This is a genomic window from Pseudomonas sp. PDM28, assembly GCF_019219115.1.
Classification (GTDB): domain Bacteria; phylum Pseudomonadota; class Gammaproteobacteria; order Pseudomonadales; family Pseudomonadaceae; genus Aquipseudomonas; species Aquipseudomonas laurylsulfatiphila.
In genome coordinates, this window is sequence record NZ_JAHUWG010000012.1 from 142,267 (window position 1) to 159,791 (window position 17,525).

The following is a 17,525-nucleotide window of genomic DNA, read 5'->3' on the forward strand; positions in this document are numbered from 1 at the left end:
TCGGGCTCTCAGATTTTAAGTAATTCGTTAAAGGCGCGGGCACGGCGGGTGACTTCAGCCGTGCTCTCGGCGCCGAACAGGCCATGCACCACGGCCAGCAGATCGACCCCATGGGCCACCAGCGGGGCGGCGTTGTCCAGGTTGATGCCGCCGATCGCGCAGATTGGCAGGTGCAGTTGCTTGCGCGCCTGGTCGAGCAGTTCGAGGCTGCAGGTCGGTGCGCCGGGTTTGGTGTTGGAGTTGAAGAAGCGGCCGAAGGCAACATAACTGGCGCCTTCTTTGGCGGCCTGTTCGGCCAGTTCGAGCTGCGCATGGCAAGTCGAGCCGATAATGGCTTTGGAACCGAGCAGAGCGCGGGTCGGTGACAGTGGGCCATCGGTCTGGCCCAGGTGCACGCCCACATTGAGGCGCGCGGCCAGTTCGGCATCATCGTTGATGATCAGGTGGGTCTTGTAGCGTTCGCACAGCTCGCGCAAGGCTTCGGCCTCACGCAGGCGGCGGGCCTCGTCGCTGCTTTTGTCGCGGTACTGCAGCAAGGTGACGCCGCCTTCCAGCGCCGCCTCCACGTACTTGAGCAACTTACCGTCCAGCAAATGGCTGTCGGTAATGGCGTACAGGCCACGTAGTTTCATCGGACAAGCCTCACCGCATTACAAATGGAAGTTACGAACAGAAATCCAGCGGCAGGCGGCGCGGCACAAACTGGCCTTTGCCCAACTGCTCGGCGTCACGCAGGGTGCGCCAAGTGTAGTTAAGCGCTGTCTGCACAGCGCTGGCGAGGTTTTCACCCTGGGCCAGACGACCGGCTAGCGCGCTGGCCAGGGTGCAGCCGGAACCGTGATAACTGCCAGGCAGGCGCTGGCAGGTAAAGGTCTCGCGCAGGCCGTCGCGGCTGTACAGGCGATTGTGGATTTCGGTTTCGTCGCCATGGCCGCCGGTGATCAGCAGGTGTTTGACGAACGGCAGGAGTTTTTCAGCGCACTCGTCCGCGGTGCCTTCGGGCAGTTCGGCGAGGATCCGGGCTTCGGGAAGGTTGGGAGTGGCAATGATCGACAAGGGCAGCAGGCGTTCGCGCATGGCGTAGCCGACTTCGTCCTTGCCCAGGCGTCCACCGCCGCCGGCACGCAGCACCGGGTCGCAGACCACTGGCAAATGCGGGTGCGCCGAAAGCAGTTCGACCACGGTGTCGACCATTTCCAGGGAACCGAGCATGCCCAGTTTGACCGCCGCGACTTCGGAATCGTTGAGCACGGCATTGGCCTGGGCCAGTACCCACTCACGGTCGAGGACGCGGAAGTCAGTGACATTGACGGTGTCTTGCACGGTCAGGGCGGTGACGGCCGGAGCCGCATGGCAACCCTGGGCGAGCAGGGCTTCGATATCTGCCTGCAAGCCGGCGCCACCACTTGGGTCGTGGCCGGAGAGACAGAGGACAACGGGGCGAGAGCTGTAGATATTCATGGTGCGCGAGCTTACCACCAAACAACGTTTTTCGGGTGTGCGTGCACTTCGGTGTGAGACGTAGAAAAAGGCAAAAGATCGCAGCCTTCGGCAGCCCCTGCAAGAAGGGCGGATCGACGCAAACCTGTAGGAGCTGCCGAAGGCTGCGATCTTTTGATTTTTTGCCCAAAACAAACAGCTCTATCTCAAAAAAGCCTTCGCCGGAACGCCCGTCCTAGAGCCTTTTCATGAAAAATTTCAATGGTGTTTAATGGCCATCAACGGCTATGCTAGAGTGGATCCAAACCAATAACAGGTGATACCGGTTTTACGTCTGCTCAAAAGGAATGGGGGGCTTCCTGACAGAACCGGACAGGCCACGCTGGGGCTTCAATGCGCTATTTGCTGATGTTGCTGTTGTGTTTGCCCCTCCTGGCAGGCGCCGTCGAGTTTGATGAGCTCACTCAAAGCCTCCCCTTGGGCCGAACCCTGCAGGTCTACGAGGACGCAGGTGGTCAGGCGACCATCGCGGATATCCGCGCGCAAGCGGCGGCCGGCAACTTCAAGGCACACAACAAAGACACACTCAACGCCGGCTACTCGCGCTCGGTGTTCTGGCTGAAAATCGACCTGCATTACCGCCCGACCGATCCGGCGGCGCAACGGACCTGGCTGCTGGAACTGGCCTATCCACCCCTCGATCATCTCGATCTCTATTTGCCCGATGCGGCCGGCAACTATCAGTTGGTCAGGCAGACCGGCGATGCCTTGCCTTTCGCCAGCCGCGAGATTCGTCAGAACAACTATCTATTCGACCTGACGTTCAAACCCGAGCAGGCTGAAACCGTATTCCTGCGCTTGCAAAGCGAAGGTTCGATCCAGGCACCGGTAACCTTGTGGTCGAGCACCGCCTACCTCGAAGAGCAGCCCGTGCGCCTCTACGTATTGGGGCTGATCTACGGCGTGTTGCTGGGGATGCTGGTCTACAACCTGTTCATCTACCTCAGCGTGCGCGACACCAGTTACCTCTACTACATCTTCTATATCGCTTCGTTCGGCTTGTATCAGCTGTCGGTCAACGGCGCGGCTGTGCAGTATTTCTGGCCGGACAACCCTTGGTGGGCCAACGCCGCGACGCCGTTTTTCATCGGCTGCGCGGGGCTGTTCGGCAGTCAGTTCGCCCGCAGCTTCCTGCAAATGGCTACCCACAGTCGCTGGCTCGACCGCTTGTTGCTGGCGCTGGTTGCCTTCGGTGCGCTGGTGGTCGGCCTGTCTTTAATGACCAGCTACGCCCTGGCGTTGCGCCTTGCCACGGCCCTGGCGCTGACGTTCACGGTGGTGATTTTTGCCGCCGGGATCTTTGCCTGGCTGCGGGGGCTGCGCGTTGCGCGGTATTTCATCATTGCCTGGTCGGCGTTTTTGCTCGGCGGTATCGTCAATACGTTGATGGTGCTGGGATACCTGCCGAATGTGTTCCTGACCATGTACTCCAGCCAGATCGGCTCGGCCATCGAAGTGGCGTTGTTGTCCCTGGCACTGGCCGACCGCATTAACGACATGCGCGAGCAGCAGGCGCAGACGCTGCTCGACGCCGGCCAGAAGCTTGAAATCCTCAACCAGCAACTGGCTCGCAGTAACAAGCTCAAGGACGAATTCCTGGCCACCCTGACCCACGAACTGCGCACGCCCATGAACGGTGTGATCGGTTCACTGGAATTGATGCAGACGGTCGAAATGGACCCGGAGCTTGAGCAGTATCAGCAGACGGCTTCGGGGTCGGCGCGGGACATGATGCGCATGGTCAACGGTATCCTGACCCTCACCGAACTGCAGGCCGGCAAACTCCAGACCTCGGCCGACACTTTCAGCTTGCGCCGCATGGTCGAGGCACTGCGCACGCAGTTCGAGGGCAACGCTTCGAGCAAGTCGCTGGACTTCAAGGTCGACGTCGCATCCGGCGTGCCGGATCGCTTGCACGGCGACAACACCAAGATCGCGCAATGCCTGGAGTGTCTGCTGGACAACGCCATCAAGTTCACCCGGGTCGGCGGCCTGGCCTTGCGGGTGACCGGCAAGGCCGTTGAGCCCGACCGGCTGGCGTTGACCTTCGCGGTAATCGATACGGGTATTGGCTTCACCGATCTGGGAGAGGCCACGATGTATCAACGGTTCTTCCAGCTCGACGGCTCGATGACCCGTGAATACGGTGGCCTGGGTGTTGGCCTGGCGATTTGCCGGCAGTTGGTCGAATTGCTCGGTGGACGCCTGACGCATCGCTCCGAGCCAGGACGCGGCAGCCGGTTTCAGCTGGATGTGGAAGTCGGGCTGTCGGTGGTCGAACGCCCGCTGGCGCCATTGATGCCCCGGGATTTTCCGCGCCTGCGCCTGCCGCAGGATTGTGCCGTGTTGTTGGTGGATGACAACAGCATCAGCCAGTTGGTGATGCGCGGCATGTTGCTCAAGCTGGGTTTCCGCGTGCGTACGGCCGACGGAGCCGATATCGCCCTCGATCTCCTGCAACGCGAAGTGTTTGACGCGGTGCTGGTCGATTGTCAGTTGCCGCGTCAGGACGGTGAGTCGCTGTGCTGCCAGATCCGCGCGTTGCCGGGCTATGCCGAGCTGCCGCTGTTCATGATCGCCCTGGGGGGGGGCCGTGAACGCTGCCCGACCGGCGCGTTGATCGATTACCTGAGCAAACCGGTGAAATTCGAAGACTTGCAGGCCGCGCTCTACCGTCGGGTGCTCTGCTCGCAACAGGGCGAAAGCGCCGACAGTTAGGCGGATATGACACTTTGTTCGGCTGAGGGGCGGTGCTTAACTGAAGTCCCTTGGCCGACCAAAGGAGCCCAGTCATGAACCTGCATCAGTTTGCCGAAACCCACGAAGTCACCAACCAGCCACCGTCACTGGACGGCGCCAACCTTTACCGCATCGACCTGCCGTTGCAGGAATGGTCGCGGCGGTTCGGGGCCGGTTGGGCCGAATCGCGGATCGATGCTTACGGCGCGCTGGCCGGTGGTCCGTTGATGGAAGCCGGGTTCCTCGCCAATCAGAACAAGCCGGTGTTCAACAGTCATGACCGCTTTGGTCATCGCATCGATCTGGTGGAATTTCATCCGGCCTATCACCAACTGATGCGCACGGCAGTCGAGCACGGCCTGACGTCGTTGCCCTGGGCGCACCCGCAGGACGGCGCTCATGTGGCCCGCGCCAGCATGTCGTATCTGCACAGCCAGGCCGAAGCCGGCAGTGGCTGCCCGTTGACCATGACCTTCGCCAGCGTTCCGGCCATGCGTCTGCAACCGGACCTGGCGCAAAAGTGGTTGCCGAAAATCCTCGCTACCGAATACGACCCGCGCAACGTCGGCATGGCCCACAAGGCCGGGGTCACCATCGGCATGGCCATGACCGAGAAGCAGGGCGGCACCGATGTGCGGGCCAATACCACCAAGGCGTATCCGGTTGGAGCCAGCGGTCCGGGCCAGGCCTATGAGTTGGTGGGGCACAAATGGTTTTGCTCGGCACCGATGTGCGACGCCTTCCTGACACTGGCGCAGACCGACAAGGGCCTGACCTGTTTCCTGCTGCCGCGCCATCGCCCGGACGACACACGCAATCAGTTCTACATCCAGCGCTTGAAGAACAAGCTCGGCAATTGCTCCAACGCTTCGAGCGAAGTGGAGTTTCGCGGCGCACTGGCGTGGATGATCGGTGAAGAGGGGCGTGGCGTTCCGACGATCATCGAGATGGTCGCCATGACCCGCTTCGATTGCATGGTCGGTTCCAGTTCGCTGATGCGTCAGGCGCTGACCCAGGCCAGTCATCATTGTGCTCATCGTTCGGTCGGCGGCAAATTGCTCAGCGAGCAGCCATTGATGCAGAACGTGCTGGCGGATCTGGCGCTGGAAAGCGAAGCCGCCCTGGCCTTGAGCCTGCGTATGGGCCGGGCGCTGGATCATCTGGACGACTCGCAGGAAGCCAGGTTCGCCCGGTTGGTAACGGCGGTGGGCAAGTACTGGATCTGCAAGCGGGCGCCGGCCATGATCAACGAAGCGGCCGAATGCATGGGCGGCGCGGGTTATGTCGAAGACAGCATTTTGCCGCGGCTTTACCGCGAGGCGCCGGTGAACTCGACGTGGGAAGGTTCCGGCAACGTGCAGTGCCTGGACGTGCTGCGTGCCCTGTCGAAAGAGCCGGGCGTGCTCGATGCACTGTTCAGCGAGTTGGGCGATGGCCATGGCGACAAGCGCCTTGCCGCGCACATCCAGCAATTGCAGGCAGCCTTCAAGGACACCAGCGACATTCAGTACCGCGCCCGGCAACTGACTGAAGACATCGCCTTGGGATTGCAGGCCAAGTTGCTGCTGGAAGCCGGGAATTCGGTGGTCAGTGATGCCTTCATCGCCAGTCGCCTGGACGGTGGCGGCCGAGTGTACGGCGCGTTGTCACGCGGCCTGGACGTGGAAGCGATTGTCGCCCGATCGACCCCGCAGGGTTTCTGATCCCAGGTGCAGGACGCCACTGGACCAATGTGGGAGCGGGCTTGCTCGCGAATGCGGTTTCACATTCAATGTTGATGTGACTGACAGACCGCTTTCGCGAGCAAGCCCGCTCCCACATTTGATCTGCGGTGCGCCCCGGGGTTTGTGTAGCAATCACTGTTCCCGTGAAGCGACGATGCAGGCAAGATGAAGGTCTGCAAGTCAGAACACAGGATGCTGATCGTGACCGAAGCTTTTATTGTCGTTCAAACCGCCGAGCAAGCCGTGGATCGGCTCGCACTCTTGCACAATCGTGCAACCACCGCGCTGAGTCAGGCGCTCAAGCGTTACCTCAAGGACCGCGTCGAGCCTGATGCCGAGCAGCGGGCGTTGTTCCGTTATCCCGAGCTGCGCCTGACCTACCTTTGCCAGGGCGAAGTCCCGCAGACCACCCGTGCCTATGCCAAGGTCCAGCTGCCGGGCACCTACAGCGTCACCGTCACCCATCCGTCGGCTTTCCGTAAGTACCTGCTGGAACAACTGGTTCCGTTGATGCACGACTTCACCGTGACGGTGGAAGTCGGTGTCAGCCAGCAGAACATCCCGTATCCGTATGTGGTCGAGCAGGGCGATGAACTGGGAGGCTCCGGCGTCACCGCCGCCGTGCTGGCGCGGGTATTCCCGAGTACCGACCTGTCGGCCGCGACCGACGGCATTGCCGACGGTTTGTACGACTGGGAAAACACCGATCCGCTGCCGCTGGCCCTTTTCGATGCCGCACGGGTGGATTTCTCCCTGCGCCGACTGGTGCATTACACCGGCAGCGACTGGCGCCATGTGCAGCCGTGGATTCTGCTGACCAACTACCACCGCTATGTCGACCAGTTCATCGTCCACGGCCTGGAACAATTGCGCCAAGACCCGCGCTTCGTGCGCATGGTGCTGCCGGGTAACGTGATCATCGAAAAGAGCATGGATCACGGTGAAGCCTCGGCGATTGCCGCCGGCGTGGTCTGGCACCGTTACCAGATGCCGGCCTATCACCTGATCGCCAGTGACGGCCACGGCGTGACCCTGGTCAACATCGGTGTCGGCCCCTCCAACGCCAAGAACATCACCGACCACCTCGCCGTTCTGCGCCCGCATTGCTGGCTGATGATCGGCCACTGCGGCGGCCTGCGTCAGTCGCAGACGATTGGCGACTACGTGCTGGCCCACGCCTACATGCGCCGCGACGGCATTCTCGACCGGGTCGTGCCGCCGAACATTCCGATTCCGGCCCTGGCCGAAGTGCAGATGGCGCTTCAGCAGGCGGCGGCCAACATCACCGGCGAGAAGGGTGACGAGCTGAAAAAACGCCTGCGCACCGGCACCGTGCTGACCTACGACGACCGTAACTGGGAGCTGCGCTGGGCGCAGGAAAGGCCGCTGATCAACCTGTCCCGCGCCGTGGCGGTGGACATGGAAAGTGGCACCATCGCCGCCCAGGGTTATCGTTTGCGGGTGCCGTACGGCACGTTGCTCTGCGTCTCGGACAAACCGCTGCACAGCGAAATCAAGTTGCCGGGCTCGGCCAACGCCTTCTATGAGCGCGCGGTCAGCCAGCACTTGAAGATCGGTATCGAAGCGGTGGATCTGTTGCGCACCGAGCTCAACTCACTGCACTCGCGCAAACTGCGCAGCTTCGACGAGCCACCGTTCCGCTAACGGTTGTCATGGTCATTTGACGGTTGGGGCACTAGCATTGGCAGCCCTGACCGTTAGATGTTTCCTTTCTCATGCCTCGTCCTCCTCAACGTCCCGTTTCCCGCCGCCCTGGCACGAAACCGTCGCCTGCAGCCCCGCGCCGTGTCGCCAAGGCACCACCGGCCGAGCCGAAGCTGATCCTGTTCAACAAACCCTTCGATGTGCTGACGCAATTCAGCGACGGCGAAGGGCGCGCGACGCTCAAGGACTACATCGATGTACCGGGAATCTATCCGGCCGGACGGCTGGATCGCGACAGTGAAGGCTTGTTGCTGCTGACCAACGACGGTCAGCTTCAGGCGCGAATCGCCGACCCGAAGCACAAATTGGCCAAGACCTATTGGGTGCAGGTCGAAGGCGAGCCGAGCGCCGAGCAATTGCAGCGCCTGCGTGACGGCGTCGAATTGAATGACGGCATGACCTTGCCCGCCGAGGCGCGACAACTGGACGAGCCCGAGCTATGGCCGCGCAATCCGCCGGTGCGCTTTCGCAAAAGCGTGCCGACCAGCTGGCTGGAGTTGGTGATTCGCGAAGGGCGCAATCGGCAGGTGCGGCGCATGACCGCTGCGGTCGGTTTGCCGACCTTGCGCCTGGTGCGGGTCAGAATCGGTGACTGGACGATCGAAGGGCTCGATCAGGGACAGTGGAAAGAAGTACCGGCGCGCTTATAAGGCGCCGGATTCGATCAGGCCGATCACCACGCTCTTGATGATGAACGCGGCCACGCCCAGGCCCAGGACGAAGAACAGGATGAACGAGCCAAAGCGCCCGGCCTTGGACTTCTTCGCCAGATCCCAGACGATGAAACCCATGAAAATGATCAGGATCGTGACCAGACCGGTCATCATCCACTCTTCAAAGACTGCAGGATCCATCGAACATCTCCAGCGCGGGCGAGGCTAAAAGGGCGCGGGGAGTATACGCCTCGCTGGCTGCGTGCAGTATTGACCTGCGTCGGTGTGTCGCAGTCATTCGTCGCCTGTGCTGGCCTCTTCGCGGGCAAGCCACGCTCCCACAGGTTTTGAGTCGCTCACAAAATTGAGGTCAACACAAAACCTGTGGGAGCTGGCTTGCCAGCGATGGCGTATTTAGCTGCGCAGATGAGTCAGCGGCAGTTCGGTGCTGTTGAGTACCTGGTTCAGCACAAAACTTGAACGCACGCTGGTCACGCCTTCAATCCGGGTCAGATGCCCGAGCAGCAGTTTCTGGTAGTGATCCATGTCCGGCACCACGACCTTGAGTTGATAGTCGGCATCCATCCCCGTCACCAGGCTGCATTCGAGCACTTGGGGCAAGGTGCGAATGGCCGCTTCGAAGTTCTCGAAACGTTCCGGCGTATGACGGTCCATACCGATCAGCACGTAGGCCGTCAGGCTCAGGCCGAGCATTTTGCGGTCGAGCAGGGCGACCTGACGGGAAATGTAGCCGTCGTCTTCCAGTTGCTTGACCCGCCGCGAGCACGGCGAAGGCGACAGACCGATGCGCTCGGCCAACTCCTGGTTGGAGATGCGTGCGTCGCGCTGCAATTCCGCCAAAATACTCAGGTCGTAACGATCGAGCTTGCTCATCAATCAGTCCTTTGTCGTAACTATTGCGGCAGATTATGTATCCGGGGTTAAAAATTGCGCAAGTGATGTTTAATTGAGCAATCTTCGCAATCCTCTGTCGGTGCTCACGGCCTATTCTTATCACCAGAATCACTGCTCGGACAAACAGTCCAGTGCGGCTCGCCCAATCAGGCCCGCCGCGGTCGCCACCCCCACCGGGGATGTGCCGGCCCCCGAGCTACACACTGTCCAGAAGACGGCGTGAGGTGAGCCGGCGCCACAAGCGTTGAGCCAGGACGAAGTTCTCCAAGGGGAGGCCGACGGGTCTCCCCTTTTTCTTGCGTGGAATTTGACCCTCCTGGCCTCAATAAATAAGTTGCGTGACTGATAACCTGTCGCAGAACCGGCCACTGCTTTCCCAGTCTTACGTACAGGCCCTGACCCGCAATGAGGATAAGCATGAAATCGCGCATCTGGCGTTTGGCCGGTGTTGGTTTGTTGTGTGTCAGTGTCACTGCGCAAACGCTGGCCGATGATCAGCAAAACCGTGGCCATGATGGCGGGCAGCACGGTCAGGATGGGCATCAGGGGGGTGGTAGTCAGGGCCGTGGTGGCAACAACCAGCCACGCCCGCAGAACGGCCCGCCACAGAACGAGCCGCGTGCGCAGAACAACGACAACCGCCGGTACGAGCACAACGGCCAGAATCAACATCAGAACAATAGCCAGAGGCAGTCCCATCCAGCGCCGGATTTCAACAGCCCGGTTCGCTCACCACCGCCACCGCCGCAGGCACCGGCCACTGACATGCCGATCCAGCCGCGCCCGGACACCGTGCGCCAGACCCAGCCGCCGCGGCGCGGTGACTACCAGGATCAGCACTACCAGGATCAACCGCATCGCAACGATTACAATCAGCGCTGGAAGGGCTATATCGGTGCGCCGACCAATGACAATCACTGGGATGGACGCCCAAGCGGACACGGTAACGGCTGGGGGCCAGGTCCCAGGTATCGCCCCGGCCAGGTGATCGACCGCTTCCCCGAACGTAACTTCCGCGTGCCTTACCGTGGCATGGATTACTACTATTCCGGTGGCTACTGGTATCGCCCGCTGGGTCCGCGTTATGAGGTGGTAGAGCCGCCACGCGGGATTCGCGTCAGCTACCTTCCTGATTATGCCGAGCAGGTGTGGATCGGCGGGGCGCTGCTGTTCCTCGCGGCCGGTTCGTATTACGCCTATGAGGAGAGCACCCGGGATTACGTTGTGGTCGAGCCGCCGGTTGGCCAGCCGCAGTCGCCACCCCTGGCCGCCAGCAATGGTTATGACGTGGAAGCGTACCCGGCCAACGGCCAATCGCCGGAGCAGGTCAGTCGCGATGGTTTCGAGTGTTATCAATACGCGGTGCAGCAGAGTGGTTTCGATCCACGCACTGCCACCTACCAGCCAGACCCGTCGGTGGTGCAAGCCTACCGACAGGCCCAGGGCAGTTGCCTGAGCAGTCGTGGTTATCAGGTGAACTACTGAGCCCGAGCGGTTTTCACCACTTCCTGCGGGTCGGCGTGCACCAGCACTTCGGCTCGCGGGTAGGCGTCGTGAATGGCCGCGGCAGCCTGATCACTGATGCCGTGGGCGACTGACAGCGTCAGTTCCCCCGGCAGCTCCAGATGCAACTGTACAAACCACTGGTTGCCGGAGATTCGCGTGCGCAGGTCATGGGCACCCAGCACGCCGGGCACGCTGCACGCCAATTCCAGCATGTGCCGGCTGACCTCCGGCGGCAGTTCTTCATCCATCAATACCGCAAAGCTCTCCCGGGCGATCTGCACGGCGCTCCACAGAATGTAGGCGGCGATTCCCAGACCGAACCAGGGGTCGACCTGATGCAGGCCAAACCCGGCCAACACCAGCGCGATCAGAATGCTGCCGTTGAGCAGCAGGTCCGAGCGGTAGTGCAGGGAGTCGGCGCGCACCGCGTTGGAGCCGGTGGCCTTGACCACCCGATGTTGAAACATCAACAACGCCAGGGTCAGTACGAGGGAGAACACAATCACGCCAATACTGATCCACGGCGCGCCGACCGGTTCGGGGTGTTTGAGCCGATCATAGGCCTGCAACGCAATCAGTACCGCACTGCCGCCAATGAACAACGCCTGGGCCATGCCCGCCAGTGACTCGGCCTTGCCGTGCCCGTAGCGATGATCATCGTCGGCGGGGCGCAGGGCGTAATGCACCGCCAGCAGGTTGAGCAATGAGGTGACGCCGTCGAGTGTCGAGTCGGTAAGCCCGGCGAGCATGCTCACCGAGCCGCTCAGCCACCAGGCGATGGCTTTGGCGATGATCAACGTGCACGCCACCGCCACCGAGGCACGGGTCGCCAGCCGCAGCAGGCGGGCGTGTTCGGAGCTGGAGGTCATAGTGGCCATCGTTCCTTGAAGAGTCCTTTCGCGTGTAGGGATTACGCGGCCGGTTGCAGGCCGAACATCGCCAGTTGCTGGGCGCTGCCTTTGCTCTGGATCAGGCGTGGATCGTCCAGCGGGAAGCTGCGGCCCAGCTCGCTTTCCAGAATAGTCTGCAACTTGCGGTTATCGACCTGGCCGTCGGGGCCGATGGCGTCCTTGAGTTTTTGCGGATCGATCTGGGCGGTCTTGCCCGGCTCGAAATAAATCGCGCCGGTGGCAAAGTCCACGGCAAACGCGATCAGGCCGGGGATGATGTAGAACAGCAGGCCCACGGCATCGAGCGCGGCGATGGCCGGGTCGATCTTGCCTTCGATCTGGCCACGGCGGTCGGGGTAGAAAATCGACCCGCAGGCGGTCACTTGAGTCAGCAAGGTTGCGACCAGAACACCGCCAATCAGGCGAAAGGGAGCACGCATATGAAATCTCCTGGGTAATCTCAAAACGAAACGTCGTCGGTATGAATTAAGACCCTGACGAACGCCTGGCAGTTCGCCGTTATACTCGCGCCTCTGTTTTGGAGCCAGCATGATTTCTTTGCCGATCGATGAAGTTTTACCCGCCCTGCGTGAAGCCCTCGCTACACGCCACGAAGCCGTGCTCGAAGCACCGCCCGGTGCTGGTAAAACCACCCGCGTGCCTTTGGCCTTGCTCAACGAGCCATGGCTCGCCGGGCAGACCATCCTGATGCTCGAACCCCGCCGGTTGGCCGCACGGGCAGCGGCGGAGCGGCTGGCCAGTGAGCTGGGGGAAAAGGTCGGCGAAACCGTGGGCTATCGCATTCGCCTCGACAGCAAGGTCGGCCCCAATACCCGAATCGAAGTGGTCACCGAAGGCATCCTCACCCGGCGCCTCCAGGATGACCCGGCGCTCGAAGGTGTTGGCCTGCTGATCTTCGACGAATTCCACGAGCGTAGCCTCGATGCTGACCTGGCCTTGGCCCTGAGCCTCAATGGCCGCGAACTGTTCCGTGACGACCAGCCGCTGAAAATCCTCTTGATGTCCGCCACGCTTGAAGGCGAACGCTTGGCCGGGTTGCTTGACGACGCACCGATCCTGCGCAGCGAAGGGCGCATGTACCCGGTGGCGATGCGCTGGGGCCGGCCGTTCCAGGCCGGTGAATTCATCGAGCCGCGCCTGGTGCAGACCCTCCTCGAAGCTTTGAACGACGAGACTGGCAGCGTGCTGGTGTTCCTGCCGGGGCAAGCGGAAATCCGCCGCGTGCATCAGCAATTGGCCGATGCCTTGGGTGACAACCCACAGGTTCTGTTGTGTCCGTTGCACGGTGAACTGGACCTGACAGCGCAACGGGCAGCGATCGATCCGGCGCCGCCGGGCAAGCGCAAAGTGGTGCTGGCCACCAACATCGCCGAAACCAGTTTGACCATCGACGGCGTGCGCGTGGTGATCGATGCCGGGCTGGCGCGGGTGCCGCGTTTCGACCCGGGCAGCGGCATGACGCGTCTCGACACCCAGCGCATTTCCAAGGCCAGTGCGACCCAGCGCGCGGGCCGGGCCGGGCGTCTGGAACCGGGTGTTTGTTATCGCCTGTGGTCCCAGGACCAGCACGAGCAACTGGCGGCTTATGGCGGTGCGGAAATCCTCTCGGCGGACCTTGCCGGGCTGGCCCTGCAATTGGGACGCTGGGGTGTGACACCCGGGCAACTGGTGTGGCTTGACGTGCCACCGGCCGCCGCTTATGCACAGGCCCAGGATCTGCTCGAACGCCTGGGCGCACTGGACGGCGAAGCGCTGACCCGTCACGGCCAGGCCATGGCCGAACTGCCGGCCCATCCGCGTATCGCGCATTTGCTGTTGCGCGGCCAGGCACTGGGTCTGGCGGAAATGGCGTGCGACGTCGCCGCACTGCTCGGCGAACGCGATATCTTGCGTGGCGCCGGGGCGGACTTGCACAGCCGACTGGTATTGCTGTCTGGCGAAGAGCGCGCCGCACGTGGCGCGCAGGGGGGCGTGCAACGCGCACGGCAACTGGCGCGACAATACCGTGGTTACTTGCGCGGTAAAGCCTCGGAGCCGGTCAGCGATCCGGATCACCCGCGCTGGCTCGGTGCGTTGCTGGCGCTGGCCTATCCCGACCGCGTCGCCCAACAACGGCGCGCCGGTGGCGCGGAGTATCGCTTGGCCAACGGACGTGCCGCGCTGTTCGCCGAGGCCGACAGCCTGATGAAGCAGCCGTGGCTGGTGATCGCCGATCTGGGTAGTCGCCAGGGCCAACGTGAAGAGCGGATTTACCTGGCGACGGATTTCGATCCGGCGCTGTTCGACTCAGTGCTGGCCGAGCAGGTGCGTTGCGTCGATCAACTGGATTGGGATGAGCGCGAAGGTGTGCTGCGGGCCGAACGTCAGCGCAAGGTTGGCGAATTGATCCTCAGCCGTGAACCGCTCACCGGCCTCGACGAAAGCGCCCGCAGCCAGGCGCTGGTGAATCTGGTACGGCGCAAAGGCCTGGAGCTGTTGCCATGGACGCCGGAGCTGCGTCAGTGGCAGGCTCGAGTGGCGTTGTTGCGGCAACTGGACCTCGCCGGCAAAGGCGAGAGCGAATGGCCGGATGTCAGCGATGCAGCGTTGCTCAAAGGCCTGGAACACTGGCTGATGCCGTATCTGGGCAAGGTGTCGCGTCTCAGTCACTTCGCCAATCTGGACCTGTCGAGCATCGTCCACAACCTGCTGCCGTGGCCGCTGCCGCAGCGGCTGGACGAGTTGGCGCCGCATCATTTGAGCGTGCCGTCGGGATCGTCGATTCGCCTGGACTACAGCGAACAGCCGCCGATTCTGGCGGTGCGTCTACAGGAGTTGTTCGGCCTGGCCGAAACCCCGCGCATCGCCGGAGGGCGGCAAGTGGTCAAGCTGCACCTGCTGTCCCCGGCGCGGCGGCCGGTGCAGGTGACGCAGGACCTGGCGAACTTCTGGCGCAGCACCTACGCCGAAGTGAAGAAGGATTTGAAAGGGCGGTACCCGAAGCATTACTGGCCGGATGATCCGCTGGTGGCTGAAGCGACTGCGCGGATCAAACCGCGTAAATAACGGTTAACACCGGACTCTGTGGCGAGGGGGCTTGCCCCCGTTCGGCTGCGAAGCAGTCGCAATACATTGCATGCGGAGGATCTGACAGAACGCTGTAACAGGTTTTGGGGCCGCTTCGCGACCCAACGGGGGCAAGCCCCCTCGCCACAGAAGTTACTGTGGGTTTTCGGACTTGGCGGTCAGTTGTTCACGGCAATAGTCAGCAAACAACTGCGCCGGTTTGGTCAGTTGCCCGCGCTTGAGCCAGGCCGCCACCAGCCCTGAGCCGGTGACGTCTTCGGCGATGTCCACGCACACCACTTTCTGCCCGTCGTAGGTGCACTCCGAATGCGGCTTGGTCACCAGGATCGAGAAACCGAAGCCTTGTCCGACCATGCCGCGCACCATCTCGATCGATGGCGAGCTGAAGGCAATGCGCGGGGTCAGGTCCAGCTCTTCGAACAGGCTGACGAAATAGGTCCGGCTCGGCTGCACGTCCAAAAGAATCATCGGCTCCAGGCACAGGTCCCGCAGTGAGACTTGTGCCTGCTGGGCAAAACGGTGATCGGCCGGCAGCAGCGCGTAAGGCCGTTGCGCCGGCATCAAGGGTTCGGTTGCGATGGTGCCGTCGAGATCGTGCTCATAGAGGATCGCCAGATCGAAGGCGCCAGAGGTCAGGCCCTGCACCAGTTCTTGCTGCTCGCCGTCGCGGATGCGAATTTCCACTCCCGGGTACAACGCCGAAAACCCGGCGATCAATTGCGGCAGGTACAGCGGCGCGACGGTTTCGAAGCAGCCGATATCGATCTGCCCGGACACCACATCGTTGTCGGCCAGGGCGTTCTGTTCGAACTCCTTGGCCATGCGCAGCAGTTCCTGGGCCTTGCGGTAGAAGCGTGCACCGCTGGGTGTCAATGACACGCCCTGGGCGTGATGGCGAATCAGCAGTTGCACACCGAAGCTGTCTTCCAGCCCTTTGATGGCCGTGGAGATCGACGGCTGGGCGATGTACAGCTTGCGCGAGGCCTCGGCGACACTGCCGCACTCGACGGTGGTGATGAAGTATTTCAGTTGACGCAGATTGTAGGCAGCCACAGCAAACCTCGGGGGAGAACGAATCAGGCATCCAGGCAATTTGCGCGCCACCCCTATCCGCTCGGGTAGCGATTTGTTGTGGTTGAACAATAACCACATGCTGCGCCAGAAGGGAGATTGGCTACGTAGTTTTTTCTTGGCCTGCGAACACATTTTTACTGGTTTTCCACCGCTCGGGCCTGAGCGACTATCCAATACACAAGAATGTCCTCTGGAGCATCCGAACGTGTTCGAGCTTGAGTATTGGCAACGCACAGCCGCTTCCCTGCGGTTTCCCGACCAGGCCGTAATTGACGGCCAGCGCCGAGCGGCACAATCGGGGCAGACTTTCGCCGCGATCAACCCCGCCACCGGGCAATGCCTGGCCAATGTCGCGGCCTGTGGCGAGGAAGATGTGAATGCGGCGGTGCGCAATGCGCGGCAAGTGTTTGAAGCCGGCACCTGGTCGGCACGTTCGCCGACCGAACGTAAACAAGCGCTGCTGCGCCTGGCCGACTTGATCCTCGAAAACCGTGAAGAACTGGCGCTGCTCGATTCTTTGAACATGGGCAAGCCCGTCACGGATGCCTACAACATCGATGTGCCGGGTGCCGCCGGGGTGTTCCGCTGGTACGCCGAGAGCCTCGACAAACTCTACGATCAGGTCGCACCGAGTGCGCAGAACGTGCTGGCGACCATCACCCGCGAAGCCCTTGGCGTGGTCGCTGCCGTGGTGCCGTGGAATTTCCCGCTGGACATGGCCGCGTGGAAACTCGCCCCGGCCCTGGCCGCGGGTAACTCGGTGATTCTCAAGCCAGCCGAGCAGTCACCGTTTTCGGCCTTGCGTCTGGCGGAGCTGGCGCTTGAAGCCGGTGTGCCTGCGGGTGTGTTGAACGTGCTGCCGGGCCTGGGCGAGCAAACCGGCAAGGCCCTCGGCCTGCACCCGGACGTCGATTGCCTGGTGTTCACCGGTTCCACCGAAGTCGGCAAATATTTCATGCAGTACTCGGCCCAGTCGAACCTGAAACAGGTGTGGCTGGAGTGCGGCGGCAAGAGCGCCAACCTGGTGTTCGCCGATTGTCAGGACCTGGACCTGGCGGCCGAAAAAGCCGCGTTCGGCATCTTCTTCAATCAGGGCGAAGTCTGCTCGGCCAACTCGCGCTTGCTGGTGCAGCGCTCGATTCATGACGCGTTTGTAGAACGCCTCAAGGCCCAGGCCGAACGCTGGTTGCCGGGTGATCCGCTGGACCCGTCGAGCGCTGCCGGTGCCATCGTCGACAGCCGTCAGACCGCGCACATCATGAAGTTCATCCAGCAGGCCGAGCAGCAGGGCGCGACCAAGGTTTGTGGCGGTCGGCAGTCGATCTTCAACGGCTCCGACAACTTCATCCAGCCGACGATCTTTACCGGCGTGACGCCGGACATGCCGCTGTTTCGCGACGAAGTATTTGGCCCGGTTCTGGCCGTCACCGCGTTCGACGATGAGGCCCATGCATTGCAATTGGCCAACGACAGCGTCTACGGTCTGGCGGCTTCGCTGTGGACCGACGACCTCAACCGCGCCCACCGCGTGGCGCGACAATTGCGAGCGGGCACGGTGTCGGTCAACAGCGTCGATGCACTGGACGTGACCGTACCTTTTGGCGGCGGCAAGCAGTCCGGTTTCGGCCGCGACCTGTCCCTGCATTCATTCGATAAATACACCCAGTTGAAGACCACCTGGTTTCAATTGCGCTGATAACAAAACGGAGAAC

At 62.0% G+C, this 17,525-nt stretch carries 14 protein-coding genes; 7 read left to right on the forward strand and 7 right to left on the reverse strand.

Annotated features, from left to right (window positions below):
• Positions 1-8: 8 nt before the first annotated feature.
• Positions 9-632, reverse strand: coding sequence for a thiamine phosphate synthase (gene thiE, locus KW841_RS25850; RefSeq protein WP_218480251.1), 624 nt, complete (start codon positions 630-632; stop codon positions 9-11).
• 31 nt (positions 633-663) lie between these two features.
• The gene (locus KW841_RS25855; protein WP_057713171.1) at positions 664-1,461 is read right to left on the reverse strand and encodes a hydroxymethylpyrimidine/phosphomethylpyrimidine kinase; all 798 of its coding nucleotides are present in this window, start codon (positions 1,459-1,461) and stop codon (positions 664-666) included.
• Between the two features lie 372 nt (positions 1,462-1,833).
• Here KW841_RS25855 and KW841_RS25860 point away from each other — a divergent pair, with 372 nt between their 5' ends.
• The 4 genes from KW841_RS25860 (at position 1,834) to KW841_RS25875 (ending at position 8,338) form a co-directional block, all read left to right on the forward strand.
• Positions 1,834-4,218 carry a hybrid sensor histidine kinase/response regulator gene (locus KW841_RS25860; protein WP_218480252.1) on the forward strand — a complete coding sequence of 795 codons (2,385 nt, stop codon included), beginning with the start codon at positions 1,834-1,836 and terminating at the stop codon, positions 4,216-4,218.
• Between the two features lie 74 nt (positions 4,219-4,292).
• On the forward strand, positions 4,293-5,942 hold the full coding sequence (locus KW841_RS25865) for an acyl-CoA dehydrogenase family protein (RefSeq protein WP_218480253.1): 1,650 nt from the start codon (positions 4,293-4,295) through the stop codon (positions 5,940-5,942).
• A 186-nt stretch (positions 5,943-6,128) separates the two neighbouring features.
• On the forward strand, positions 6,129-7,628 hold the full coding sequence (amn, locus tag KW841_RS25870) for an AMP nucleosidase (protein WP_177325105.1): 1,500 nt from the start codon (positions 6,129-6,131) through the stop codon (positions 7,626-7,628).
• Between the two features lie 71 nt (positions 7,629-7,699).
• Positions 7,700-8,338, forward strand: a complete 639-nt coding sequence (locus KW841_RS25875; protein WP_256357957.1) for a pseudouridine synthase — start codon at positions 7,700-7,702, stop codon at positions 8,336-8,338.
• Here the strand turns inward: KW841_RS25875 and KW841_RS25880 are convergent.
• The gene (locus KW841_RS25880; RefSeq protein WP_007975837.1) at positions 8,333-8,542 is read right to left on the reverse strand and encodes a DUF2788 domain-containing protein; all 210 of its coding nucleotides are present in this window, start codon (positions 8,540-8,542) and stop codon (positions 8,333-8,335) included. The genes KW841_RS25875 and KW841_RS25880 overlap by 6 nt on opposite strands.
• A 213-nt stretch (positions 8,543-8,755) precedes the next feature.
• A complete protein-coding gene (locus KW841_RS25885; protein WP_007937367.1) occupies positions 8,756-9,235 on the reverse strand; it encodes an Lrp/AsnC family transcriptional regulator in 480 nt (159 codons plus the stop codon).
• Between the two features lie 438 nt (positions 9,236-9,673).
• On the opposite strand from KW841_RS25885, the gene KW841_RS25890 reads away from it, so the two are divergent.
• Positions 9,674-10,741 (forward strand): DUF6515 family protein, encoded by a 1,068-nt coding sequence (locus KW841_RS25890; protein ID WP_218480254.1) that lies wholly within the window; start codon positions 9,674-9,676, stop codon positions 10,739-10,741.
• On the opposite strand, the gene KW841_RS25895 is transcribed toward KW841_RS25890, so the two are convergent.
• Positions 10,735-11,631, reverse strand: coding sequence for a cation diffusion facilitator family transporter (locus KW841_RS25895; protein ID WP_218480255.1), 897 nt, complete (start codon positions 11,629-11,631; stop codon positions 10,735-10,737). The genes KW841_RS25890 and KW841_RS25895 overlap by 7 nt on opposite strands.
• Positions 11,632-11,672: 41 nt before the next feature.
• Positions 11,673-12,092 carry a polyribonucleotide nucleotidyltransferase gene (locus KW841_RS25900; RefSeq protein ID WP_218480256.1) on the reverse strand — a complete coding sequence of 140 codons (420 nt, stop codon included), beginning with the start codon at positions 12,090-12,092 and terminating at the stop codon, positions 11,673-11,675.
• 109 nt (positions 12,093-12,201) lie between these two features.
• Here KW841_RS25900 and hrpB point away from each other — a divergent pair, with 109 nt between their 5' ends.
• Positions 12,202-14,718, forward strand: a complete 2,517-nt coding sequence (gene hrpB, locus KW841_RS25905; protein ID WP_218480257.1) for an ATP-dependent helicase HrpB — start codon at positions 12,202-12,204, stop codon at positions 14,716-14,718.
• Between the two features lie 153 nt (positions 14,719-14,871).
• Here hrpB and KW841_RS25910 read toward each other — a convergent pair whose 3' ends face one another.
• On the reverse strand, positions 14,872-15,792 hold the full coding sequence (locus tag KW841_RS25910) for a LysR substrate-binding domain-containing protein (RefSeq protein ID WP_218480258.1): 921 nt from the start codon (positions 15,790-15,792) through the stop codon (positions 14,872-14,874).
• Between the two features lie 226 nt (positions 15,793-16,018).
• Between KW841_RS25910 and KW841_RS25915 the strand changes: the two genes are divergently transcribed.
• On the forward strand, positions 16,019-17,509 hold the full coding sequence (locus tag KW841_RS25915) for an aldehyde dehydrogenase (protein WP_218480259.1): 1,491 nt from the start codon (positions 16,019-16,021) through the stop codon (positions 17,507-17,509).
• Positions 17,510-17,525: the final 16 nt, after the last annotated feature.

Coding starts and splice junctions, on each gene's coding strand:
- thiE (WP_218480251.1), bottom strand. CDS start 632: ATGAAACTACGTGGCCTGTACGCCATTACCGACAGCCATTTGCTGGAC.
- KW841_RS25855 (WP_057713171.1), bottom strand. CDS start 1,461: ATGAATATCTACAGCTCTCGCCCCGTTGTCCTCTGTCTCTCCGGCCAC.
- KW841_RS25860 (WP_218480252.1), top strand. CDS start 1,834: ATGCGCTATTTGCTGATGTTGCTGTTGTGTTTGCCCCTCCTGGCAGGC.
- KW841_RS25865 (WP_218480253.1), top strand. CDS start 4,293: ATGAACCTGCATCAGTTTGCCGAAACCCACGAAGTCACCAACCAGCCA.
- amn (WP_177325105.1), top strand. CDS start 6,129: ATGAAGGTCTGCAAGTCAGAACACAGGATGCTGATCGTGACCGAAGCT.
- KW841_RS25875 (WP_256357957.1), top strand. CDS start 7,700: ATGCCTCGTCCTCCTCAACGTCCCGTTTCCCGCCGCCCTGGCACGAAA.
- KW841_RS25880 (WP_007975837.1), bottom strand. CDS start 8,542: ATGGATCCTGCAGTCTTTGAAGAGTGGATGATGACCGGTCTGGTCACG.
- KW841_RS25885 (WP_007937367.1), bottom strand. CDS start 9,235: ATGAGCAAGCTCGATCGTTACGACCTGAGTATTTTGGCGGAATTGCAG.
- KW841_RS25890 (WP_218480254.1), top strand. CDS start 9,674: ATGAAATCGCGCATCTGGCGTTTGGCCGGTGTTGGTTTGTTGTGTGTC.
- KW841_RS25895 (WP_218480255.1), bottom strand. CDS start 11,631: ATGACCTCCAGCTCCGAACACGCCCGCCTGCTGCGGCTGGCGACCCGT.
- KW841_RS25900 (WP_218480256.1), bottom strand. CDS start 12,092: ATGCGTGCTCCCTTTCGCCTGATTGGCGGTGTTCTGGTCGCAACCTTG.
- hrpB (WP_218480257.1), top strand. CDS start 12,202: ATGATTTCTTTGCCGATCGATGAAGTTTTACCCGCCCTGCGTGAAGCC.